The following is a 22,181-nucleotide window of genomic DNA, read 5'->3' on the forward strand; positions in this document are numbered from 1 at the left end:
TTCACCCAGCCGATCACGCCGCCGCCGACGTGAACGGCGTCGGCGAAGCCCGCGGACTTCAGGACCGCCAGGACTTCCGCACTGCGGACACCTGTCTTGCAGTTCAAGACGATCTTCTTGTCCTGCGGGAGGCTCTCCAGGGCGGTGCCCATGAGGAACTCGTTCTTGGGGATCAGGCGCGCGCCCGGGATGGACACGATCTCGAACTCGTTCGGCTCGCGGACGTCGATGAGTTCGATGCTCTCGCCGTCGTCGATCCACTCCTTGAGCTGCTTGGGAGTGATCGTGGAGTCGGCGGCCGCCGCCTGGGCCTCCTCGGACACGACGCCGCAGAAGGCCTCGTAGTCGATGAGTTCGGTGACGGTCGGGTTCTCGCCGCAGACCGCGCAGTTGGGGTCCTTGCGGACCTTGACCTGGCGGTACTGCATCTCCAGGGCGTCGTAGATCATCAGTCGGCCGACGAGCGGCTCACCGATGCCGGCGAGCAGCTTGATGGCCTCGTTGACCTGGATGGAGCCGATGGACGCGCACAGCACGCCCAGGACGCCACCCTCGGCGCAGGAGGGGACCATGCCGGGCGGCGGGGGCTCCGGGTACAGGCAGCGGTAGCAGGGGCCGTGCTCGGACCAGAACACCGAGGCCTGACCGTCGAAGCGGTAGATCGACCCCCAGACGTACGGCTTGTTCAGCAGCACGCAGGCGTCGTTGACCAGGTAGCGGGTGGCGAAGTTGTCCGTGCCGTCGACGATCAGGTCGTACTGGCTGAAGATCTCCATCACGTTGTCGGCCTCGAGCCGCTCTTCGTGAAGGATCACGTTCACGTAGGGGTTGATGCCCTTGACGGTGTCACGGGCGGACTCGGCCTTGGGGCGGCCGATGTCGGCCTGGCTGTGGATGACCTGGCGCTGCAGGTTCGACTCGTCGACCTCGTCGAACTCCACGATGCCGAGGGTGCCCACACCGGCAGCGGCCATGTACATCAGGGCCGGCGAACCCAGGCCGCCGGCGCCCACACAGAGCACCTTGGCGTTCTTCAGCCGCTTCTGCCCGTCCATTCCCACGTCGGGAATGATCAGGTGGCGGGAGTACCTGCGGACCTCGTCTACGGTGAGCTCGGGGGCCGGCTCGACCAGGGGTGGCAGCGACACGGGGACTCCGTTGGTCGGTCAATCACTACGGTTGTTCTCCGCTTAACACTGCCATGGCCTTTTTCATTCCGAGACACCCGTCCCGATGCGCGAGACGATGTCGTCCCAGTAGCCGGGCAGGGGTTCCCAGGGCTCGGTGCGGGCGCCGTGTCCCGAGTGGTCGGTGAAGTAGATCGTCGCGGCGCCCTGCCAGCGGGCGATGCGCAGGGCTTCCTCCAGGTGCGGCCGGGGCACCCCGTGCACGAAGTGGCAGAACCGTTCGGGTGGGTGGTCGGCGGTCCACTCCGCCGCCTGCGACCAGCGGTAGTCGCTCCACGGGCCGCAGAAGGTGACGAGCTGGTCGCCGTGCTCGGCGTATCCCGGATACGGGTGGGTGCCGTGGCCGAGGACGACGTGGGCGCCGTCGTCGTGGATCGTCCGGAGCGTGGCGACGGTGCGGCGGATCTCGGGGAGGGAGGCGCGGTCGGCGGGGCAGCGGTCCAGGAGGAAACCGTCGACCTGGTACCAGTCGAGGAAGCGGTGGGCGTCGGAGATCACCTCGCCGAAGGTGCGCAGCCCGAGGGCGGTGTCGAGGTGGCCGAGGACGCGGACCCCGGTGTTGCGCAGCCGGCCGGCCGCCTCCAGGCAGTGCGGGTCGGGCTGGTCGCCGGGGCCGTCGGCCACGTTGAGCACGACCCAGTGCAGTGGGGTGCCGGGGCGGGTGAGTTCGTTCCACTCGGTGGGGGCGACGAGAGGGTGGGCGAGGCCGGGGATGCCGAGGCCGGTGCGGAGGTCCGTGCTCGCGGTGCTCGGTTTGACGCTGGTCAGATGCGGCATGCCGCCTCCATCCAGATGTCGGCGAGGGATTCCTCGAGGTTGATGCGGGGGCGCCAGCCGAGGCGGTCGCGGGCGGTGCGCACATCGGCCTGCTGCCAGCTGCCGCAGCCGTCGGGGTACGGGTGGGCGACGGGGCCGGTCGGGTGGTCGGGGTCGGGGCGGGGGTGGCCGATGGTGGATCGGAGGTGGGGCTGGACGGCGTGGGTGGTGTGGTGGGCGTGCGTCGTGGCGTGGGGTGCGTGGTGCAGGCCGGGCGGGCCGTCGAGTTCGTTGAGGGCACCGCCGTAGCCGGCCACCCGGGCGAGGACGGCTGCGGCGTCGCGGAGGCGGACGGCGCGGCCCGAGCCGATGTTGATGACGCCCTGTGCGGCGGAGAGCGATGCGGCGTGGACGGCGCGGGCCACATCGCGGACGTCGACGAAGTCGCGCTGGGCGCCGAGGCCGCCGAGTTTCAGCTCGGCGTCGCCGGACTGCATGGCGCGGCGCATCGCCTCGGCCAGCCGGCCGAGCGGGGAGCCGGCGGGTGTGCCGGGGCCCACGGGTGAGAAGACCCTGAGGACCACGGCGTCCAGTCCGGAGCCGAGGACCAGTTCGGTGGCGGCGAGTTTGCTGACGCCGTAGGGGCCGCCGGGGCGGGGGACGGCGTCCTCGGCGGTGGAGGAGCCGGGCTGGCTGGGGCCGTATTCCGAGCCGCAGCCGATCTGTACGAGCCGTGCGCCGCAGCCGCTGCGGCGCAGGGCCTCGCAGACGGTGGCGACGGCGACGGTGTTGTGCCGGGTGAGTTCGCGGGCGCCGCCCCGGGTGGCGCCGGCGCAGTTGATCACGACGCCGGGGTGGACGGCGTCGAGGAAGCGGGTGAGGGCGCCGGGGCTGCCGGTGGCGAGGTCGAAGCGGACGTCGGCGTCGTCGCCGCGGCCCAGTGCGGTGAGCTGGACGGCGGGGTCGGCGAGGAGGCGGTCGGCCACGAAGCGGCCGAGGTAGCCGTTGGCTCCGATCAGCAGGACTCTCATCGGGCGGCTCCTTCGGGGTGCGGAGCCGCGGGGCGGGTGGTCATGCGGGGGTCTCCTTCCGGTGGGGCACCGTGGGTGCTGCGGCGGGTGTGTGGGCCGAGGCCCTGGTGAGCGTGCGGGTGGCGTGGACGAGCAGGATCAGGGCGGCTGCACCGCAGGTGAGCGCGGGGACGGCAGCGGCGTTCCAGGCCGTGAGGGTTTCCACGGGGGTCGCGAGGGCGCCGCAGCCGGGGAGGCGGGCCGCGAAGACGGTGGCCAGGGCGGCGGCCTGGGCGGCGGCCGTGAGCGTGAGGATCACCTTCGGGGCGTGGGTGAAGCCGTGGAGGGTGAGGAGGCGGGACAGGAGGAGCAGGGCACCGAGGGTGAGCGTTTCGGCAAGGGCGAGCGGCTCGTCCAGCAGGGCGGACGACGCGGTGACGAGGGCCGCCAGAGCGGCGAGGTACAGGGCGAACGTGCCGAAGAGGGCCGGACGTACGGAGGCCGCGAAGTCCTCCAGGTCTCGGCTGGCGTCCAGCCTGCGCCGGGCGTGGGTGGTGAAGAGGTGGGTGGTCCAGGCCGCGGGGGCGCAGGAGAGGGCGAGCGCCAGGACGGGGGCGGTGCTGAGCGGCCAGTCGCCCTGGGCGGTGCCGTCGGGCAGGCCGTCGGGGCCGCCGGTGAGCGCGGTGCCGAGCAGGCCGCCGCCGAGGAGGGCGTAGCCGATGAGCCAGCAGGTCTGGGATCTCTTGGCGGAGCGGGCCGGGAGGCGGTCGCGGGGGCCGAGGGGTCCCCGGTGCAGGACCGCGCGCACCGCGAGGGCGAGGGCGAGGACGCCGGCGGCTGCGGCGTGGAGGCGGTCCTGGCCGTGGGTGTGCTTCAGGGCCAGGACCGTTGCCGCGCACAGGACGCCGGGGAGCAGGGGCAGCAGGACGAGGGCGGTCCGGTCGGCTCCGCGTCCGGGAGGCGGGGTGGTGGGCAGGGGTCGCTGGGGTTCGCCGTCGCGCGGCACCCGGGCGTAGAGCTCTTCCGCGAGGGAGAAGACGTCGCGGTGGCGGAACCGGGCGGCGCTCCGGTCGGTGATGCCGTGCGCTTCCAGGCCGGCCGCGATCTCCAGCGGGTCCACCGCCCGCCGGCACAGGTCCCGGTGGTGGTGCAGGAGCGCCTTGACCGGGTCGGCGGCGCCCGGCGGGCTGCTGGGGTTCGGTACGCGCAGGTCGGTCATCGGGCGGCCTCCGGCGCGGGAACGGGAGTGTCCGCGGCCCAGCGGGGACCGGCGCGGAAGGCGGCATCGGTCCAGTGGCCGGGGAGGTGGGCCTCGGCGGGGTGGGCGAAGGGCAGGGGGTCGCCGGTGTCGTCGAGGAGCGGCCGGTGGGCGGGCGTCCGCGCGACGGTCTCCAGATAGAGGGTGTGGAACGCCGAGACGTTCTGTTCGACGGTGAACAGTTCGAGTGCGCGGGCGCGTGCGGCGGCGCCGAGGCGTGCGCGGCGCTCGGGGTCGCGCAGCAGGGCGACACAGGCGTCGGCGAGCGCCCGCGGATTGCGCGGCGGGACGACGAGACCGGTACCGCCGATGGCCTCGACGACCGCGCCGACGTCCGTGGAGACCGTCGCCCGGCCGCAGAACATGGCCTCGACCAGGCCGACCGGGAAGCCCTCGACGACGCTGGACAGCACGGTCACCGCACCGCTCGCGTAGGCGTCGGCGGGGGTCGGCAGTCCGGGGGCGCCGATCTCCTCGAAGGACACCGGGTTGTCGCCGACGCAGTGGGGGCCCGCGGCCTCGTCCGGGAAGAGTTGCGCGGCCAGCGCCTTGCAGTGGCCGAGGTAGACGGCGCCGTCCGGGCCCGAGGGGCCGCCGACGATCCGCAGGCGGGTCTTCGGCTCCTCCTTGCGGATCTCCGCGAAGGCGTGCAGCAGCGACACGAGGTCCTTCGCGGGTTCCACGCGGCCGACCCAGACGAGGGTGTGCGGGTCGGCGCTCGCCTGGGACTCGCCGGCCGCGGCGAAGGGTGCGGCGTCCATGCCGGGGTGGACCGTGCGCAGCTTCGCCCGGTCGGCGCCGCAGCGCTCCTGCCAGCGGCGGGCGTGGGTGTTGCCCGGGGTGATGAAGGCGGCCCGGTGGTAGATCTCGGCGGCGAGCCTGCCGTGGAAGGCGGCGAGCAGCGAGCGGACGGCGGGCGGGGAGTCGGGGCGGGTGAGGTAGTGCGTGCGCAGGCGCACGCCGTACTCGGTGACGAGGAGGGGGATGCCGAAGCGCCGGTGGGCGAGGAGGCCGGGGAGGGCGGCGACCCCGCCGGCGGTGGCGTGGCACAGGTCGACCGCGCCGAGCCCTTCCTCGTCGTACCAGTCGAGGGTGAGGGGGCGCAGGGTGCGTTCCAGGTGCGCGGCGACGGTCAGGAGATCCGCTACGCGGGCGGCGCGCGCGGTGCTCTGGGCGCCGGGTGCTCGACAGGCGCGTTCCAGGGCGCGTACGGCCGTTTCGGAGCGGAGCGCGCCGAGCAGTCCGCCTTCGTCGCGGGCGAGTTCGGCGAGTCCGTAGAGCGCGCTGGCGAAACGGTCCGCCTGAGGTGACATGCGGTTTTCGCCGGGCCGTGCGGGTGCTTCGCCGGGCGTTGCGGGTGCTTCGGCGGGCCTTGCGGGCGCTTCGGCGGGCCTTGCGGGCGCTTCGGCGGGCCTTGCGGGCGCTTCGCCGGGGGTGACGGGGTCGTTGGCGGCGCACAGGACGGCGGCGAGTTCGCCGTAGTGCTCCGCGAAGCGCCGGCGTGCGCGGCGGCCGTACACCACTCCGTCGTCCTCGGCCGTCCACAGCGGCGCGGTGCGCACCCTGCCGACCTGCGGCGGCAGCGGGACCCGGCCTGCCGCCTCCTGCGCCTCGCTGCTGCTGAACGCGTAGACGTCGAACTCGTGTCGGTCGAGTCCGCGCACCAGGCGGTCGCACCAGAGCCCGCCCTCACCGCCCACATACGGATAGCCACTCTCCGTAAGCAGTCCGATGCGCACGTGTGCACCCCCGATCTCCCGTGTGGGGAGCCGCCGTTGGCCCGACGGCTCGCAGCGGGACGAACGTATGCGGACAAGGCGGTGGCGCGACGGACGGTTGTCCATCACGCCATCAAAAGGGGTGAACGGTCGTAACTTTCCCGTGCGGGGAGCGTTCCGCCGCGCTAGGCGGGCGGCCGCCCGCTCAGCTCTTCGGGTAGGGCCAGGGGTTGGCGCGGCAGCTGATTCCGTCGTGTTCGAGGAACTTGGTCTGCTGCTGCATGACCGGGGCCAGGTCGCCGTCCTTGTCGCAGGTGACATGGCCGTAGCCGAGGCGGTGGCCGATTTCGTGGTTGATCAGCATCTGGCGGTAGGCGTGCATCTCGTCGCCGTACGTCTCGGCGCCCTGGGCCCACCGGTAGGCGTTGATCATGACGCGTTCGGTGGCCGCGGAGTCGCAGGAGACGTTGTCCACGGTGGTGTCCAGGCCGGATTTGGCGCACCATTCGGCGGTCGTCTCGGGACCGGCGAGGGTGATCACGAAATCGGGCCGGCCGGAGTGGATGCGCTCGAAGGTGCGCGCGCCGTTGTGCGCCCAGCTGCGGTCGTCGTTGAGCGTCTTCTGCACGGCCTCGGCGAAGAGTTCGCCGTCGAGGCCGAGTCCCCGCTCCACGTCCACGCGGTAGGTGATCTTCTGTCCCTTGCCCGGCGCCTTGGCGATCCCGGGGATCGCGTAGAACGTCCCGGTGCCGCCGTTGGCCGTCTCGACCGGGTACCGCTTCTCCATCTTCTGCTCGTACGTCAGCGGCTGTTCGGCGGGCGCCGAGGGCGTCTCCCGGCCGTCGCCGCGCGAGGCCGGGTCGCGGACGTCGCGCGCCCGGTCGCCGGCGGACTGCGCCTCCACGCCGGCGCCGCCGCGCTGGTCGGCGACCTGTCCGGCCACGACGACGGCCAGCACGGTGGTGACGGCGGCGGCCGCGATCCCGGTGAACGCGCGCCCCTTGCCGCCCTTGGCGGGCGCGGGCGCTCCGGTCGGCGGCGAGACGTCGTCGTCGCGGTCGGACGGGATGCCGACGGCCGGAGCGGCGTCCCAGTCGGTGACGTCGCCGGCGTCCGCGGGGTTCGCGGAGGCGGGGCGGCGCGGGGTGAAGAGGTCGTCGTCCTCGTCGAAGGCGTCGAGGTACTCCTGGCGCGGACCGTCGGCGGGGGCCTGCCGCTGGCGCGGGAAAGCCACGCCCGGCCCGCTCGCAGGCACGCCGTATCCGGCCCCGGTGGCCGCGCTCCCGTTCAACGTCCCCCAGCCGCCACCGGGTTCCCGCTGCTCGGGATGCCCGCCACGGGCGGCCTGCGGAACACCGCGTGCGGGAGTGCCGTCGGAGAACCGGGGAACGCCGTGCGCGGGGGTGCCGTCCGGGAACCGGGGCACACCGTGTGCCGGAGTGCCGTCCGGCATGCGCGGCACGCCGTGGGCCGGGGTGCCGTCCGGAAGCCGCGGAAATCCGTGGGCGGGCGTCCCGCCTGCCTGGGTTTCGTACAGGGGAGTGCCGTGCGCCGGAGTGCCGTACACCGGCGTGCCATGGGGCGGAGTGCCGTACGCGGGCGCGCCGTGGGGCGGGGTGCCGTACGCGGGCGTGCCGTGGGGCGGAGTGCCGTACGCGGGCGTGCCGTGGGTCGGAGTGCCGTACACCGGGGTTCCGTACACCTGGGTTCCGTGCGGCGGGGTGGCCTGCGCCGGGGTTCTCGGCCCCGGAGGCGTTCCGTAGCCAGGCGTTCCGGGCGGGGCGCCGTAGGGAGTCCCGTGCGGCTGCCCGCCGCCCGCGGGCCGTCCCTGCGGCTGTCCCTGGGCCGGTGGGGCCGCGGACAGGCGGCGCGGGCCCGGGCGGGCCTCGCGCCGTTCGTCCCGGCCCTCGTCCCGACGGGCCTCGCGGGAGGTCCTGCCGTCCCGTACGGCGGGTGTCTCCGCGGTGTCGCCCTTCGGGGCGGGTCCGCGCCGACTGTGGCGTCCCACGTCGCGCCTCAGCCCCTTGCGTTCTCGGCGGTGGTTCCTCCACCGGCGTCGGCGGGCGAACCCGGAGCGCCCTGTGCGCCCGGCTGCCCAGTATCCCCCTCGTCCGCCGAATCCGTTGTGTCGGCGAGGAGTTCACGGAAGGCCAGGGCCACGGTCTCGGGGTATTCCATCATCGCCACGTGCCCCGCGTCCGGGAGTGTCACCAGCCGGGAGTCACGGAACGCGCGCGCCGACCGCTGCGCCATGCGGAAGCCGACGAGCTGGTCCCGGCCGCCGTAGATGAGCAGGGTCGGCGCGAGCACCCGCTCGGCCTGGCGCCACAGCCCCTGCTGCCCACCCAGCATGTAGGCGCTGACGAGGCCCCGTGCGGAGCGCGCCATCGCGTCCCAGAAGTACGGCAGCCGCAGTCGCCGCTCCATCTCCTGCACGGCGTGGCGGAACCCTTCCGGCGTGACCCGCGCGGGGTCGCCGTAGCAGAGCTGCATCACGCCGCGGACCCGCTGCTCCGCCGTCCACTCACGGGTCATGCGGCTGAACAGTGTGACGACCCCGGGCAGCGCCAGCAGTCCGGTCGGCACGGCGGTGCGCTGCACCCGCAGCTCCGGCAGGGCCGGCGACACGAGCGTGAGCGTGCGGACCAGGTCGGGGCGTACGGCGGCGACCCGGGTCGCGACGGCGCCGCCGAGCGAGTTGCCGAAGAGGTGCACCGGGCCGTGGCCGACGGTGTCCAGGTAGCGGATCACGGCGCGTGCGTGCGCGGTGATGGAGTAGTCGCCGTCGTCCGGCGGCGGCGAGTCGCCGAAGCCCGGCAGGTCCACGGCCTCACCGGCGACGACGTCGTCCAGCAGCGCCATGAGGGACGACCAGTTCAGGGAGGAACCGCCGAGTCCGTGGACGTAGAGAGCGGTCGGCAGGCCCTGTCGCGCGGGCGGTCTGGATCGCACCGACAGGGTGACCCCGGGCAGTTCCACCGACCGGAGCCGCTCACCCTCGTGCACCTTGACGGCCGCCGCTCCGGACAGCGCGTCGGCGGGCGGCACGAAGGGCAGCTCGGTCGAAGACATGCGGCAATGTTACGAGACGATCACGCACTGATTCATGTGTTCGCCGTCACAGGGAGATACCGGTCCGGCATCCGGGTGCGCGGACCGTCACGTCCCGGTCGCGGATCGCATAGCGTCCGGATCGGGTGTCTCCTAGGCACGTGGAGCGGGCACCCGGATGTGGCCCCTGCATCCACAGGGACGTTCCAGGAAGGGAGCCCAGCATGGCCGTAGACCCGACCGACCCCGAGACCTTCGAGGAAGCCGAGGGCGTCCGGGAGGACCAGGAGTACGACGTCGAGGCGCCCGAGGGCGACGCGGCCGAACAGCAGGCGGACGTGAAGCCGGACCGCGACGACCCGATGACGGGCGTCGACCCCGACCGCGCGAACGAGGCGGACCTGGTGGAACAGGCCCGGATCGTCTCCCTCGACGAGGACGACTACCGGTGAAGCATGCCGACGAGTACGCCGCCGTCGGACAGTGAGGAGGCCACTTCTTGCCCGCTCTGACACCTTTTGAAACCGTCCGTATGGCTTTCAGCGCCGTCCGGTCCGTGAAATTCTGCGTTCTCACCGCGCACACCACGGTTACCGAAAAGTACGATGGCGGCGCGGGTCACACCGCACGTGGACGACAATGGGAGGCGGCGTGACAGCCATCGAGCAGACAGAGGCGGTACGCCCGAGGGGTACACGCCTGCCGCGCCGTGCCCGGCGGAACCAGTTGCTGGGCGCCGCCCAGGAGGTCTTCGTCGCGCAGGGGTACCACTCGGCCGCGATGGACGACATCGCCGAACGCGCCGGCGTCAGCAAGCCGGTGCTCTACCAGCACTTCCCGGGCAAGCTGGATCTCTACCTCGCGCTGCTGGACCAGCACTGCGAGGCCCTGATCCAGTCGGTGCGCCAGGCGCTGGCGTCGACGACGGACAACAAGCAGCGCGTCCGGGCGACCATGGACGCGTACTTCGCTTACGTCGAGGACGACGGCGGCGCCTTCCGCCTGGTCTTCGAGTCGGACCTGACGAACGAGCCCGCGGTGCGCGAGCGCGTCGACAAGGTGACCAACGAGTGCGCGGAGGCGATCTGTGACGTGATCGCCGAGGACACCGGGCTGTCGCGGGCGGAGTCGATGCTGCTCGCCTCGGGGCTCGGCGGTCTCGCCCAGGTGGTGGCGCGGTCCTGGCTGCACAGCGACCGCAGCGTGCCCCGCGACCAGGCGGTGCAGCTGCTGACATCGTTGGCCTGGCGCGGCATCGCCGGGTTCCCGTTGCACGGCACCGAGCAGCACCACTGAGCACACGCGGCGGGCGCCGGCGGTCCTTTGTTCCCGTCGGCTGTTCGCTCCTGGCGTGGCCGGGCGCAGCGTGTGCGTCCCCTCACCGGGCTAATGTGTGCTGGTACGGCGCGGAAGGTCGCGCACTTCACTGACCGTCGGAGGGACATAGCCGTGGAGGTCAAGATCGGCGTGCAGCACGCGCCCCGCGAGATCGTTCTGGAGAGCGGTCAGAGCGCCGAGGAGGTCGAGCGCGTGGTGGCCGAGGCACTGGCCGGGAAGTCGCAGCTGCTGAGCCTCGTGGACGAGCACGGCCGCAAGATCCTGGTCCCGGCCGACCGTCTCGCCTACGTCGAGATCGGCGAGCCGGCCCCGCGCAAGGTGGGCTTCGGCGCGCTGTAGGCGACGCCCGGACGTCACGGAGGGCCCGGCGGTTCAACAACCGCCGGGCCCTCCCGCGTCCCCGCCGGGCCCTCCCGCGTCCCCGCCGGGCCCTGCTGCGTCCCCGCCGGGCCCTGCTTCGTCTCTTCCGGTCGTCCGGTTCCTGCCGACACCCGGTTCCTGCCGACACCCGGTTCCTGCCGACACCCGGTTCCTGCCGTCACCCACTCGCACGCCCTACGCGGTGACCACTCGACACCTTGCACGGCGACCACGCACACGTCCCGCACGGCGACCACGCACACGCACTGCACGGCGACCACGCACACGCACTGCACGGCGAGCAGTCATACGCCCCGAGCGTCGAACGCTCGTGCACCCCGAGCGCCGAACGGTCGTGCGCCCCGCGAGCCGAAGGGTCGTACGCGCGTACGCCATCGCGCGGTCCGTGGACGCGTCCTCACGGACGGAGCACAAGTGCTTCACAGGGAGGATTGAATTCCGCAGGTCAGGGGTAAGACGGGCTACGACCGAAACGAGCAGGCCGGCCATGTGGGAGGGACCCCGACATGCTCTTGGAAGCGCTCAGCTCCGCGATCCTCGGCCTGGCTCTGGCGTGGGCGGCGTCCCGCCGCCTGCCGCACCGTCTCCCCGACCGCACCCTGGTGCTGCCCACCGGCGTGGCCGGGGCCCTGTTCGGCGCCTTCGTCATGAACATCGCGCTGGACGCCGGCAGTCTGCCGGCGGTCCTGCTCGGCGCGGTGGTCGTGTCCGTGGCGTCGCTGTCGCTGCTGCTGCGCCCGGCGGGAAGACTCCGCCGCCGATCGGCGACCGCCTGACCGGCCGCCGATGGTGGCGCAGGGGGTGATCCGGCCCCCGGGCCCGGTCCGGTGGATCAGGCCGCCAGGCCCAGTGCCGCCATGCGCTTGGTGTGCGCCTCGGTGATCCGGGAGAACATCTTGCCGACCTCGGCGAGGTCGAACCCGTCCGCGACACCGCCCACGAGCATCGTGGACAGGGCGTCGCGGTCGGCGACCACCCGCTGGGACTGCGACAGGGCCTCACCCATCAGCCGCCGCGCCCACAGCGCGAGCCGCCCGCCCACGCGCGGGTCGGCGTCGATCGCCGCGCGCACCTTCTCCACGGCGAAACCGCCGTGGCCCGTGTCGTCCAGCACGGCCAGCACCAGGGCGCGGGTGTCGGCGTCCAGACGGGCCGCGACCTCCCGGTAGAAGTCACTGGCGATGGAGTCACCGACGTACGCCTTGACCAGCCCTTCCAGCCAGTCGGACGGCGCCGTCTGCTTGTGGAAGCCGTCGTACGCGGCGACGAAGGGCTCCATCGCGCGCGTCGGCTCCTCACCGATCTCGGCGAGCCGGTCGCGCAGCCGCTCGAAGTGGTGGAACTCAGCCGAGGCCATCTTCGCCAGCTCCGCCTTGTCCGCCAGCGTGGGCGCCAGCTTGGCGTCCTCCGCGAGCCGCTCGAACGCCGCGAGCTCCCCGTAGGCGAGCGCGCCGAGCAGGTCCACGACAGCGGCGCGGTACTGGGGGTCGGCGGAGGCGGCCGCCCAGTCCATGGCGGCGACACCGGTGTGTCCGGCGGGGGTCTCGGGGCTGTCCGCGGCGTTGTCAGGCTTGTCAGAGCTCGTCATGAAGCGCACAATAGCCCGCTTGTCGCGCCCCGGAAGGGCCTGGTCAATCAGTGTGACGACGACTACGTGACCAAATCGGCCATGGCGTGTGCGCGAATCCGGGGTATGGTGGTAATGCGCCTGCTGAGCACTCTGACGTACTCGACAGGCCGTATGTATGAGGATGCCCGGTCGGTGGCCCGATCGGCTCCGACCCGACAGCCCTCCCTGACCGTGCGGCACATCGCGTACGACGATCGGAGGGAACCCTCAGCGGTACGAGCGCTAGAGCGTCGGCAGTGGTCCCGTGTCCTACGGCCCCGCCCGTAAGGCAGCCGATGTCCCCGGCACGGTCCTTACACGACCCCCGCGCTCGCCTCGCACCGCGCACACAGAAGAGGCAGCACCCTGACTACGACGTTCCGAGAGCTCGGGATCCTCCCCGAGACCGCCGAGGCCCTGGAAGCCGTCGGCATCATCACTCCCTTCCCCATCCAGGAAATGACGCTCCCCGTGGCCCTGACGGGCACGGACGTCATCGGCCAGGCCAAGACCGGCACCGGAAAGACGCTTGGCTTCGGCCTTCCGCTCCTCGAGCGCGTCACCGTTCCCGCCGATGTCGAGGCGGGCCGCGCGAAGCCCGAGGACCTCACCGACACGCCGCAGGCGCTCGTCGTCGTGCCCACGCGCGAGCTGTGCACGCAGGTCACCAACGACCTGCTGACCGCCGGCAAGGTGCGCAACGTGCGCGTCACCGCGATCTACGGCGGCCGCGCCTACGAGCCGCAGGTCGAGGCGTTGAAGCAGGGCGTCGACGTGGTCGTCGGCACGCCGGGCCGGCTGCTGGACCTCGCCGGGCAGAAGAAGCTGAACCTGAAGCACGTGAAGGCGCTCGTCCTCGATGAGGCCGACGAGATGCTCGACCTGGGCTTCCTGCCCGACGTCGAGAAGATCATCAACCTGCTTCCGGTGAAGCGCCAGACGATGCTGTTCTCGGCCACCATGCCGGGCGCGGTGATCGGTCTGGCCCGGCGCTACATGTCGCAGCCCACGCACATCCGTGCCACCGCGCCGGACGACGAGGGCGCGACGGTCGCGAACACCACGCAGTTCGTCTACCGCGCGCACAACATGGACAAGCCCGAGATGGTCGCGCGGATCCTGCAGGCCGAGAGTCGCGGCCTGGCCATGATCTTCTGCCGCACCAAGCGCACCGCCGCCGATCTCGCCGACCAGCTCAAGCAGCGCGGCTTCGCCTCCGGCGCGGTCCACGGCGACCTCGGCCAGGGCGCGCGCGAACAGGCGCTGCGGGCGTTCCGCAACGGCAAGGTGGACGTGCTCGTCTGCACCGACGTCGCCGCCCGCGGCATCGACGTCGAAGGCGTGACGCACGTCATCAACTACCAGTCGCCCGAGGAAGAGAAGACGTATCTGCACCGCATCGGCCGGACCGGTCGCGCGGGCGCCAAGGGTACGGCGATCACGCTGGTGGACTGGGACGACATCCCGCGCTGGCAGCTGATCAACAAGGCTCTCGACCTGGGCTTCAGCGACCCGCCGGAGACGTACTCCACCTCTCCGCACCTGTACACCGACCTCGGCATTCCCGAGGGCACCAAGGGTGTCCTGCCGCGCTCGGAGCGCACGCGCGCCGGGCTCGACGCGGAGGAGCTGGAGGACCTGGGCGAGCCGGGCGGCCGTGGGCCGCGCGGACGCGGCGGCCGCAACGGACGCGGTGACTCCCGTCCGGCCGAGCAGGAGGCCACGACCCGCACGCCGCGGCGCCGCCGCCGTACGCGGGGCGGTACGCCGCTGGACGAGGCCGCGCAGCAGCAGCCCGTGAGCCCGGCCGCCGAAGGCGCCGACGAGGCGGAGGCCGCGCCGCGCACCCCGCGCCGCCGTCGCCGGACCCGCGGCGGAGTCCCGGCCGGGACGGCCGCGCCGGTCGAGACGGCCGCCGGCGAGCAGGCGGAGGCGGCCGTGGACACGGCCGGAGGCACGAGCGTGGACGCCACCGAGGCGCCCGCGAAGCCGCGCCGTCGCCGGACCCGCAGGACGGCCGAGACGGCAGCGGTAGAGGCAGTGGAAGCGGTGCACGCCCCGGAGACGGTGGCCGCCGTGGACACGGTCGAGGCCGTGGCCGCTCCGGTGATCGCGGAGGCCGAGGCCCCGGTGGCCGAGCCCCGCCGGACCCGCACCCGTACCCGCAGGACCGCGGTGGAGGCCGAGACGGTGGTCGACACCGCCGCGGCGGGAGCCGAGCCGGTCGAGACGGCTCAGGCGCCGCAGACGGTCGAGGCCAAGCCGCGCCGGACGCGGAAGACCGCGGCCAAGAAGGCCGAGGCCGCCGTCGACACCGCCGAGACCGCCACGACGGTCGAGACGGTGGAAGCCAAGCCGCGCCGGACGCGCAAGGCCACGGCCAAGAAGGCCGAGACCGCCGTCGACACCGCCGAAGCCACCGAGGCCAAGCCCCGACGCCGCACCCGCAAGACCGCCGACGCCACCCCGGCCGGCGCCGACATCCCCGCGCAGCCCGCGCAGGACCCCGAGGCGACGGAAACGGCCGCGGCCAAGCCGCGCCGGACGCGGAAGCCCGCGGCCAAGAAGGCCGCGACCGCCGTCGACACCGCTGAAGCCACCGAGGCCAAGTTCCGACGCCGCACCCGCAGGACCGCCGCCGCCACCCCGGCCGGCGCCGACATCCCCGCGCAGACCGCGCAGGAACCGGAGGCGACGGAAACGGCCGAGGCCAAGCCGCGCCGGACCCGGAAGACCGCCGCTGCCGCGCAGGAGACCGACGGCACGGCAGCGCCGAAGCCCCGGCGGGCCCGCAAGACGGCGGCCGCCGCGGAGTCCGCGGAAGGCTGACGCATCGCACCGACGGCCCGGTCCCTCAATCGAGGGGCCGGGCCGTCGGCGTCCCCGCACCCGCTACCCTCACCCCGTGACCGGCTACTCCTCCCCCGCCCCGCCCCACGCCCACTCCCGCCGACTCCGCACCGCGCGCGGGGAGTTCGCCGTCGTGGACGTGTCACCGGCCGCCGGGGTCCCGGTCCGGGGAACCGCGTTGCTGCTGCCCGGCTACACCGGCAGCAAGGAGGACTTCACGCTGATCCACGAGCCGCTGGCCGCGCGCGGCTACCGCACGGTCGCCGTGGACGGACGGGGCCAGTACGAGTCCGACGGTCCCGCCGACGACGAAGCGACCTACGCGCAGGACGAGTTGGCGCGCGACGTGCTCGCGCAGGCGCGGGCGGTCGGTGCGCCCGTGCATCTCGTCGGCCATTCGCTCGGCGGCCTGATCGCCCGCGCCGCCGTCCTCCTGGACCACTCGCCGTTCCGCTCGCTCACGCTCGTCTCCTCCGGCCCCGCGCGGATCTCCGTCTCCCAGGAGCAGCGGGTGAAACTGCTGCGGGACGCCCTGGCGGTGATGTCGATGGCCGAGTGCTGGGAGGCGATCCTGGCCATGGGGCCGCCGGAGGAGGTGGGCGGTCCGGCGCGCGGACTCGGCGGTCAGGACCACCTGCGGCGCCGCTGGCTGAGTACGAGCCCGGCGCAACTGCTGGTCACCGGGCGCCAGTTGTGCACCGAGCCGGACCGGGTGGCCGAACTGGCCGCCGTACCGCTGCCCTTCCACGTCCTGTCGGGCGCGTACGACGACACCTGGCCGGTGCCCGACCTGGACGAGATGGCACGGCGGCTGGCGGCGCACCGCACCGTGGTCGACGGGGCCGAGCACTCACCCGCCGCGGACCGCCCCGGACCGACCGCCCGCGCACTCGCCGACTTCTGGGACACCCACGCCACGCCGCAACACCCGGATACCACCCACAGCCCCCGTAGCACCGACAGCACCGACAGCACCGACAGCACCGACAGCACCGACAGCAGCGTCCACGACGACCGCGGCAGCCGGAGCCGCTAGTACTGCTAGTACTGCTAGTACTGCTAGTACTGCTAGTACTGCGCCTGCAGGTGGTCCCAGAAGCCGTCACGCAGGGCGCGTCGCAGGTCCGCCTGGCCGCGCAGCGAGTACTGCAGCAGGCCCTCCGCCTCCACCAGCAGGTCCTGGTCGACCGAGCCCGGCAGATAGGGGTGGCCGGGGAGCAGTTCCACCAGGGTGTCCCGGCCGCGCGCGGCGAGCCACTTCGCCGCGATCTGCGCGCCGACGAACCGGACGTCCTCGCGGGTGGGCCGGCCTGTCGTGGCCTCGTACGCCTGGGCCGTGCGCCGGGAGACGTACGGCTTGAAGAAGTCCAGGTCGAGGGTGCGCTGGCTGTCGACCTCCCAGAGCAGCGGTTCCGCCTGGTTGCGGCCCTCGGGCGCCTCGATGCCCCACAGGTGGACCCGGGCGCCGTATCCCTGGGCCGCCTCGACCGCCGAGACGAGGTCCTCGTCGCCGCCGAGCAGCGCCGCGTCGCTGATGGCGCGGTGCCGGGCGAGTGACTCCAGGTCGGTGCGGATCAGGGAGTCGACGCCCTTCTGCTGGTTGTTGGCGTTGAGGTTGCCGAGGCGGACCTTGACGTCCGGGAGCTCGGCGATGGTCTGCTGCTCGGCGGTGTGGATGCGGCGCCGGGCGCCGTCGTACCAGTAGACCCGCAGCAGCCTGCTGTCCGCGAAGACGGTGCGGGCCCGGTCGATGAGCGCGTCGATGAGCCCCTCGGCGTCCAGGTCGAAGGCCCGGCGGTCCTCGGTGCCGGCCACCAGGCGGCCGGCGGCGGCGTACAGATAGCCGGCGTCGACGAAGATCGCATGCGTCGAGGGCGTCTTCGCCACCTCGGCGAGCATGCGCTGGAGCAGCTCGTTCGTGCGATCGATGCGGGCGTGCAGAGCCGCGTGGTCCTCGTTCATCAGCTCCATTGTCCTGGTGGTCACGCTACGAACACAACCGGTCCCGATCAGTCTCCTTTGAACCACTTACCAGTCAGTATTTAGTCGATCGAAAAATTTCCTTAGCGTAGGGAATGTTTGCATCGCGCAGGCCGTTGAACCCGTCATGCAACGCGGCGCCGAGTGGCCCGCGCGCCACTCACCGAGTAGTTCTCCTTCAGGAGGATGACCAGACGAAGGGAGAAGCCCTATGCGCTTCGAGATCATGCGACTCGACGACGTCGACGGCACGCCCGTGGACACCACCGTCGTGGACGCCGCCTCCGTCAACCGCATCGTTCAGCAGGCCGCCGCCATCGGACAGCGCCTGTGGATCCGCCCGGCAGACGCCCCGGCCTCGTAACGCGAGACCGCGCGGGACGCCGGCCACACGCGCCGGTTCCCCCGTACGACACTCCGGAGCCCCCGTACCGCTCATCGGTACGGGGGCTCCGCGCGTTCGACGACGACGGCGGCGGCTCAACCGCCGCGGACCACCTGGGTCACGCCGTTGATGATCTGCTGCACGGCGATGGCGGAGAGCATCATGCCCGCCAGGCGGGTCACCAGGACCACACCGCCGTCCTTGATGACCCGGATGATCAGCAGCGAGTAGCGCAGCGCCAGCCACAGCACGACATGGATGGCGAGGATGGCCGACCACACCGAGACCTGGGCGGTGACGCCGTCGGCCTTCTGCACCGCGAGGATGACCGAGACGATCGCACCGGGCCCGGCCAGCAGCGGCATGCCCAGCGGGACCAGGGCGACATTGACGTCCTTGGTCTGCTTGGGCTCGTCGGTCTTGCCGGTGAGCAGGTCGAGCGCGATCAGCAGGAGCAGGAGCCCGCCCGCGATCATCAGCGCCGGCACCGACACGTGCAGGTAGTCGAGGATCTGGTGGCCGAGCAGCCCGAACACGACGATCACGCTGCCGGCCACGCAGACGGCCTGGAAGGCCATCCGCTTCTGCGCCTTGGCGGGCCGGCCTGCGGTCAGGGCGAGGAAGATCGGGGTGATCCCAGGGGGATCCATGATGACAAAAAGGGTCAGGAAGAGAGAGCCGAAGACGGCGACGTCGAGCATGACTGCCTTGCTGAGTTACGTGAGGGGGGAGGAAGAGAGACAGGGAGAGGAGAGGGAGGGAGAGGAGAGGAGAGAGGGGGAAGGGGTGCGCAGGAGGAGACAGGAGCGGGGAGGAGAGGGCCTCAGACTCCGCCGGCTCCCGGTACCGGGAACGCCCCGGTCGCGCGTCGCGTGATCTCGCCGTACACCTCGGGGTCCGTCGTGAACTCACCGAGCACGCAGGTCTTCCGGCTGCCGTGGTAGTCGCTCGACCCGGTCACCAGCAGCCCCAGCTCCGACGCCAGGCCGCGCAGCCGCGCCCGGGTCTCGGGGTCGTGGTCCATGTGGTCGACCTCGATGCCGTCCAGACCGGCCTCGGCCAGCTCGCCGATCGCGGACTCCGGCACGGTCCGGCCCCGCTTGCTCGCTGCCGGGTGCGCGAAGACGGCGACCCCGCCCGCGTTCTTGATCAGGCGCAGCGCCTCGAAGGGGTCGGTCTCGTGCTTCTCCACGTACGCCCGGCCGCCGTCGGCCAGCCAGTCCTGGGTGAAGGCGTCGCTCACCGTCGGTACGACGCCCAGTTCCACCAGGGCCGAGGCCACGTGCGGCCGTCCCACCGAGCCGTCGCCGGCGATCCGCTCGACCTGTTCCCAGGTGACCGGCACGCCCAGCTCGTTCAGCTTGGCGATCATGCCGTGTGCGCGCGGCACCCGGTCGTCCCGGACCAGCTCCCGCTCGGCGAGCAGCGCCGGCTCCTCCGGGTCGAAGAGGTAGGCGAGCATGTGCATGCTGACGCCGTCGAGCCGGCAGGAGAGTTCGGCACCGGTGACCAGCGTGAGCCCCACAGGCAGGACCGAGAGCGCCTCGGCGTGGCCGCGGGTGGTGTCGTGGTCGGTCAGCGCGATGACGTCCAGACCGGCGGCGGCCGCCTTGCGGACCAGCTCGGCCGGCGTGTCCGTACCGTCGGACGCGGTGGAGTGGGTGTGCAGATCGATGCGCACGACGCGGTACTCCAAGCGGGTGACGGACGGGGACGCTCCAGGATAACCGGATTTCCGCGCACCGCCGTCACACCTGAACCGGCCGTGCACCCCCTACGCAGCCATCGCTGATCCCTTACCGATCCGCCACTGATCCCCTGCCGACGCACCCGCGCCGACCGCACCGCCTGACGCCCGGGCACAAGGGCACCCGGGCCGCGCCCGGAAGACCTAGACCTCCAGCAGGCGCGGCGACAGCGCCCCGCAGGGCACCAGCTCGACCTCGGCCCCGGCGTCCCGCAGATCGGTGAGCACCAGCTCGTCGTACATCAACAGTCCGGACTGCTCCGGCCAGACCACGGCCCACAGCCACATCCCGAGCGCCTCGCCCGCGAACACGGCGCGGTCGTCGGGCGTCTTGGTGACGTGCCAGAGCGGCGTGGGGCGGCCGGCGGCGAGCACCTTGGCCTGGGGCGGCTTCTCCACGTTCAGGTACGGCCCCGGGTCCGGGCCGTCGATGCCCGCGTACCGCGCGCCGAGGCCGACGCCGAGCTCCTCGGCGACCAGGATCAACTCCCCCATGCCGCCGAGCGGTCCGGGCCCGGTGCACGCGACGGCGGCCGCCCGGCCCCCGCTGCGGTCGTCGCCCGCGCTGGCCACGCCCGTGAAGAGCCAGCCGACCGGGAGCGGCCACGGCATCCACACCGGGACCTTGGTGCGGTGCACGACGACTTCGAGGGCCTCGACACTCGGCGGTATCACGGGCTGGAGCGGGTGCACGGTGCCGTGCACGTCGCACTGCCAGGCATCCGAGAAGAGGCCGGGAGCCCTGACCCGGCCACCGCACTTCGGGCAACTGGGTTCGCCCCTCATAGGGCCCCACGGTCCTACCCGCGCAGCGCCACGTCAAGGACGATCACCCGTCCGGGCGGAGCCGGACGCCCAAAATTTAGATGTAGCTTGCATTAATTAGGTTGGCTAACCTATCGTGTGTATACACCAACCATCACCCGTCATCCGTCCGTACAGCGACGTCCCCGGATTGGAGCACCATGGACCCCTTCGACACGGGATCGGGCGGCATGCTCAGGCAGCCGAAGGCCGTGTGGGCGACGGCCGGCGCATCGGTCGTCGCCTTCATGGGAATCGGGCTGGTCGACCCGATCCTGCCGTCCATCGCGGAGGGCCTCGACGCCACCGCCGGGCAGGTCTCCCTGCTCTTCACCTCGTACTTCCTGATCACCGCGCTCGCCATGCTGGTCACCGGTTTCGTCTCCAGCCGGATCGGCGGCCGCCGGACGCTGCTGCTCGGCCTCGCGCTGGTCGTGGTGTTCGCCGGGCTCTCCGGCACCTCGGGATCGGTCGGCGAACTCGTCGGCTTCCGCGCCGGCTGGGGCCTCGGCAACGCACTGTTCGTCTCCACGGCCCTCGCCGTCATCGTCGGCGCCGCGGCCGGCGGCAGCGCCGCCGCCATCCTGCTGTACGAGTCCGCCCTCGGGCTCGGCATGGCCTGCGGGCCCCTGCTGGGCGCCCTGCTCGGCGACGCGAGCTGGCGCTACCCGTTCTTCGGCACGGCCTTCCTGATGGCCGTCGGCTTCCTGTGCATCGCCGCGTTCCTGAAGGAGCAGCCGAAGCCGGCCCGCCGTACCTCGCTCCTCGATCCGGTCCGGGCGCTCGGCCACGGCGGACTCGCCTCCGTGGCGGCGTCGGCGTTCTTCTACAACTACACGTTCTTCACCGTGCTGGCCTTCACGCCGTTCGTGCTCGACATGACGCCGTACCGGTCGGGCGCGGTGTTCTTCGCCTGGGGCGTACTGCTCGCCGTCTTCTCGGTGATCGTGGCGCCGCGGCTGCAGAAGCGGTTCGGCTCGCTCACCGTGCTCGGCGGGTCGCTGGTGCTGCTCGCGGCGGACGTGCTCGTCCTCGGCCACGGCGGCCACACCGCCGCCGTCGTCTGCACCGTGCTGTCCGGCGCGCTCATCGGCGTCAACAACACGGTGTACACGGAGCTGGCGCTCGGGGTGTCGGACGCGCCGCGGCCGGTGGCGAGCGCGGGCTACAACTTCGTGCGCTGGTTCGCGGCGGCCGCCGCGCCCTACTGCGCGCCGAAGCTCGAGGAGTGGGCCGACGCGCGCCTGCCGTTCGTGGTCGCGGCGGTCACGGCCCTGCTGGGCGCGCTGGTGGCCGGTGTGCGGCGCAAGGCGCTCACCCACGACGCCGAGGAGCCCCGGCCGCGGCAGGCCACCGCGGACGGCGTCACCGTTCTCGCCAACTGACCGCCGCCGTTCCGGTGTTGGTGAGCTTGCTCACTCCAGCGGCACGGACTTCCGGGACGGGTCCCTCAGGTCGGTGCCCTGGGTCAGCCAGCGCTCCTGGAGGGCCCCGGCGCCGTGCACCCGCTTCCACGCCGCCTCGTTCGGCGTCATCGGCAGCAGCGGCAGGAACCGTACGGGGTCCAGGGGCGCGTCGAGCTCCAGGTCCTCCACCAGGCCGCCCGGCTCGGCGACCAGCACCGAGGTGAACGGGGCGCCGGGCCACAGCGGCTCCCCGACGTCGAGGGAGGCGCCCGGTGCCACGACCACACCCTCGACCTGGGGCGACGCGGCCAGTACGGCGAGCGGGCGGAGCACCTTGTCGGTGTCGGCGAGACCGGTCCGCACGGACAGCACCAGCTCGACCCGCGGCCCCTTCACGGGGTCCGCGACCATCGCGGTGGGGTCGGTCATGGGCTGCGCCGACATGCCGAGTGTGGCGTAGCGCACGATGTCGCCCTCGTGGAAACGCAGCACCTCGATGCGGTCCGTGCCCAGGAAGGTGACCGCCGCGCGGGCGTCCGGTTCGCCCAGCGCCGTACGCAACCGTGCCTCGACCAGAGGAAGAACATCAGCCATGCGGCGAGCATAGAACTCGTCAGTACCGGGCAAAGCAGAGCCTTGACATGTCAGTCGGCTGATACGCTTGGCCGGTGGTTCGGGACAGCATGCAGAAGCATCGCGAT

The 22,181-nt window shown here is 72.4% G+C and carries 21 protein-coding genes; 8 read left to right on the forward strand and 13 right to left on the reverse strand.

The window, feature by feature from the left end:
- The 7 genes from moeZ to FGW31_RS11450 form a co-directional block, all read right to left on the reverse strand.
- Positions 1-1,148, reverse strand: a 1,148-nt coding sequence (gene moeZ, locus FGW31_RS11420; RefSeq protein WP_142193291.1) for an adenylyltransferase/sulfurtransferase MoeZ, incomplete at its 3' end; no start/stop codon positions are given.
- 63 nt (positions 1,149-1,211) lie between these two features.
- Entirely contained in the window at positions 1,212-1,964 is a 753-nt protein-coding gene (locus FGW31_RS11425; RefSeq protein ID WP_142193292.1) for a spherulation-specific family 4 protein, read from the reverse strand.
- Positions 1,952-2,974, reverse strand: coding sequence for an NAD-dependent epimerase/dehydratase (locus tag FGW31_RS11430; protein ID WP_142193293.1), 1,023 nt, complete (start codon positions 2,972-2,974; stop codon positions 1,952-1,954). The genes FGW31_RS11425 and FGW31_RS11430 overlap by 13 nt, the downstream gene beginning before the upstream one ends.
- Before the next feature lie 40 nt (positions 2,975-3,014).
- Complete coding sequence (locus FGW31_RS11435) at positions 3,015-4,172, reverse strand: hypothetical protein (RefSeq protein WP_142193294.1); 1,158 nt, start codon at positions 4,170-4,172, stop codon at positions 3,015-3,017.
- Positions 4,169-5,950: a DUF3492 domain-containing protein gene (locus tag FGW31_RS11440; protein WP_233452463.1), complete on the reverse strand. Its 1,782-nt coding sequence runs from the start codon at positions 5,948-5,950 to the stop codon at positions 4,169-4,171. Before FGW31_RS11440 ends, FGW31_RS11435 begins: the two co-directional genes overlap by 4 nt.
- Positions 5,951-6,134: 184 nt before the next feature.
- Entirely contained in the window at positions 6,135-7,466 is a 1,332-nt protein-coding gene (locus tag FGW31_RS11445) for a DUF3152 domain-containing protein (protein ID WP_233452466.1), read from the reverse strand.
- A 479-nt stretch (positions 7,467-7,945) separates the two neighbouring features.
- Positions 7,946-9,001, reverse strand: coding sequence for an alpha/beta fold hydrolase (locus tag FGW31_RS11450; protein ID WP_142193296.1), 1,056 nt, complete (start codon positions 8,999-9,001; stop codon positions 7,946-7,948).
- A 203-nt stretch (positions 9,002-9,204) separates the two neighbouring features.
- Here FGW31_RS11450 and FGW31_RS11455 point away from each other — a divergent pair, with 203 nt between their 5' ends.
- From FGW31_RS11455 to FGW31_RS11470, 4 genes are all read left to right on the forward strand, one after another.
- The gene (locus FGW31_RS11455) at positions 9,205-9,432 is read left to right on the forward strand and encodes a hypothetical protein (protein ID WP_142193297.1); all 228 of its coding nucleotides are present in this window, start codon (positions 9,205-9,207) and stop codon (positions 9,430-9,432) included.
- A 199-nt stretch (positions 9,433-9,631) separates the two neighbouring features.
- Positions 9,632-10,276, forward strand: coding sequence for a TetR/AcrR family transcriptional regulator (locus FGW31_RS11460; RefSeq protein WP_142193298.1), 645 nt, complete (start codon positions 9,632-9,634; stop codon positions 10,274-10,276).
- Positions 10,277-10,429: 153 nt separating this feature from the next.
- Positions 10,430-10,657, forward strand: coding sequence for a DUF3107 domain-containing protein (locus tag FGW31_RS11465; RefSeq protein WP_019522837.1), 228 nt, complete (start codon positions 10,430-10,432; stop codon positions 10,655-10,657).
- A 548-nt stretch (positions 10,658-11,205) separates the two neighbouring features.
- Positions 11,206-11,475, forward strand: a complete 270-nt coding sequence (locus tag FGW31_RS11470; protein WP_142193299.1) for a hypothetical protein — start codon at positions 11,206-11,208, stop codon at positions 11,473-11,475.
- A 56-nt stretch (positions 11,476-11,531) separates the two neighbouring features.
- On the opposite strand, the gene FGW31_RS11475 is transcribed toward FGW31_RS11470, so the two are convergent.
- Complete coding sequence (locus tag FGW31_RS11475) at positions 11,532-12,287, reverse strand: ferritin-like domain-containing protein (protein WP_142193300.1); 756 nt, start codon at positions 12,285-12,287, stop codon at positions 11,532-11,534.
- A 480-nt stretch (positions 12,288-12,767) separates the two neighbouring features.
- Here FGW31_RS11475 and FGW31_RS11480 point away from each other — a divergent pair, with 480 nt between their 5' ends.
- Complete coding sequence (locus FGW31_RS11480) at positions 12,768-15,137, forward strand: DEAD/DEAH box helicase (protein WP_233452464.1); 2,370 nt, start codon at positions 12,768-12,770, stop codon at positions 15,135-15,137.
- Positions 15,138-15,213: 76 nt separating this feature from the next.
- A complete protein-coding gene (locus tag FGW31_RS11485; RefSeq protein ID WP_142193302.1) occupies positions 15,214-16,194 on the forward strand; it encodes an alpha/beta fold hydrolase in 981 nt (326 codons plus the stop codon).
- Positions 16,195-16,226: 32 nt separating this feature from the next.
- Here the strand turns inward: FGW31_RS11485 and FGW31_RS11490 are convergent, their stop codons facing one another.
- Complete coding sequence (locus tag FGW31_RS11490) at positions 16,227-17,120, reverse strand: NYN domain-containing protein (protein WP_142193331.1); 894 nt, start codon at positions 17,118-17,120, stop codon at positions 16,227-16,229.
- A 229-nt stretch (positions 17,121-17,349) separates the two neighbouring features.
- Here FGW31_RS11490 and FGW31_RS11495 point away from each other — a divergent pair, with 229 nt between their 5' ends.
- Entirely contained in the window at positions 17,350-17,502 is a 153-nt protein-coding gene (locus FGW31_RS11495) for a hypothetical protein (RefSeq protein ID WP_142193303.1), read from the forward strand.
- Between the two features lie 116 nt (positions 17,503-17,618).
- On the opposite strand, the gene FGW31_RS11500 is transcribed toward FGW31_RS11495, so the two are convergent.
- From FGW31_RS11500 to FGW31_RS11510, 3 genes are all read right to left on the reverse strand, one after another.
- Complete coding sequence (locus FGW31_RS11500) at positions 17,619-18,224, reverse strand: MarC family protein (protein WP_142193304.1); 606 nt, start codon at positions 18,222-18,224, stop codon at positions 17,619-17,621.
- Between the two features lie 122 nt (positions 18,225-18,346).
- Positions 18,347-19,204 carry a PHP domain-containing protein gene (locus tag FGW31_RS11505; RefSeq protein ID WP_142193305.1) on the reverse strand — a complete coding sequence of 286 codons (858 nt, stop codon included), beginning with the start codon at positions 19,202-19,204 and terminating at the stop codon, positions 18,347-18,349.
- Positions 19,205-19,414: 210 nt separating this feature from the next.
- Entirely contained in the window at positions 19,415-20,056 is a 642-nt protein-coding gene (locus FGW31_RS11510) for a DUF6758 family protein (protein ID WP_142193306.1), read from the reverse strand.
- 179 nt (positions 20,057-20,235) lie between these two features.
- Between FGW31_RS11510 and FGW31_RS11515 the strand changes: the two genes are divergently transcribed.
- The gene (locus FGW31_RS11515) at positions 20,236-21,459 is read left to right on the forward strand and encodes an MFS transporter (protein WP_142193307.1); all 1,224 of its coding nucleotides are present in this window, start codon (positions 20,236-20,238) and stop codon (positions 21,457-21,459) included.
- A 30-nt stretch (positions 21,460-21,489) separates the two neighbouring features.
- On the opposite strand, the gene FGW31_RS11520 is transcribed toward FGW31_RS11515, so the two are convergent.
- Positions 21,490-22,074 carry a suppressor of fused domain protein gene (locus FGW31_RS11520; protein WP_142193308.1) on the reverse strand — a complete coding sequence of 195 codons (585 nt, stop codon included), beginning with the start codon at positions 22,072-22,074 and terminating at the stop codon, positions 21,490-21,492.
- Positions 22,075-22,181 lie beyond the last annotated feature (107 nt).

It is taken from the genome of Streptomyces calvus (genome assembly GCF_006782915.1).
GTDB classification, from domain to species: domain Bacteria; phylum Actinomycetota; class Actinomycetes; order Streptomycetales; family Streptomycetaceae; genus Streptomyces; species Streptomyces calvus.

Bases quoted from the DNA above. Each gene is read 5' to 3' on its own strand.
- FGW31_RS11425 (WP_142193292.1), bottom strand. From the start codon at position 1,964: ATGCCGCATCTGACCAGCGTCAAACCGAGCACCGCGAGCACGGACCTC.
- FGW31_RS11430 (WP_142193293.1), bottom strand. From the start codon at position 2,974: ATGAGAGTCCTGCTGATCGGAGCCAACGGCTACCTCGGCCGCTTCGTG.
- FGW31_RS11435 (WP_142193294.1), bottom strand. From the start codon at position 4,172: ATGACCGACCTGCGCGTACCGAACCCCAGCAGCCCGCCGGGCGCCGCC.
- FGW31_RS11450 (WP_142193296.1), bottom strand. From the start codon at position 9,001: ATGTCTTCGACCGAGCTGCCCTTCGTGCCGCCCGCCGACGCGCTGTCC.
- FGW31_RS11455 (WP_142193297.1), top strand. From the start codon at position 9,205: ATGGCCGTAGACCCGACCGACCCCGAGACCTTCGAGGAAGCCGAGGGC.
- FGW31_RS11470 (WP_142193299.1), top strand. From the start codon at position 11,206: ATGCTCTTGGAAGCGCTCAGCTCCGCGATCCTCGGCCTGGCTCTGGCG.
- FGW31_RS11475 (WP_142193300.1), bottom strand. From the start codon at position 12,287: ATGACGAGCTCTGACAAGCCTGACAACGCCGCGGACAGCCCCGAGACC.
- FGW31_RS11480 (WP_233452464.1), top strand. From the start codon at position 12,768: ATGACGCTCCCCGTGGCCCTGACGGGCACGGACGTCATCGGCCAGGCC.
- FGW31_RS11490 (WP_142193331.1), bottom strand. From the start codon at position 17,120: ATGAACGAGGACCACGCGGCTCTGCACGCCCGCATCGATCGCACGAAC.
- FGW31_RS11495 (WP_142193303.1), top strand. From the start codon at position 17,350: ATGCGCTTCGAGATCATGCGACTCGACGACGTCGACGGCACGCCCGTG.
- FGW31_RS11500 (WP_142193304.1), bottom strand. From the start codon at position 18,224: ATGCTCGACGTCGCCGTCTTCGGCTCTCTCTTCCTGACCCTTTTTGTC.
- FGW31_RS11510 (WP_142193306.1), bottom strand. From the start codon at position 20,056: ATGAGGGGCGAACCCAGTTGCCCGAAGTGCGGTGGCCGGGTCAGGGCT.
- FGW31_RS11515 (WP_142193307.1), top strand. From the start codon at position 20,236: ATGGACCCCTTCGACACGGGATCGGGCGGCATGCTCAGGCAGCCGAAG.
- FGW31_RS11520 (WP_142193308.1), bottom strand. From the start codon at position 22,074: ATGGCTGATGTTCTTCCTCTGGTCGAGGCACGGTTGCGTACGGCGCTG.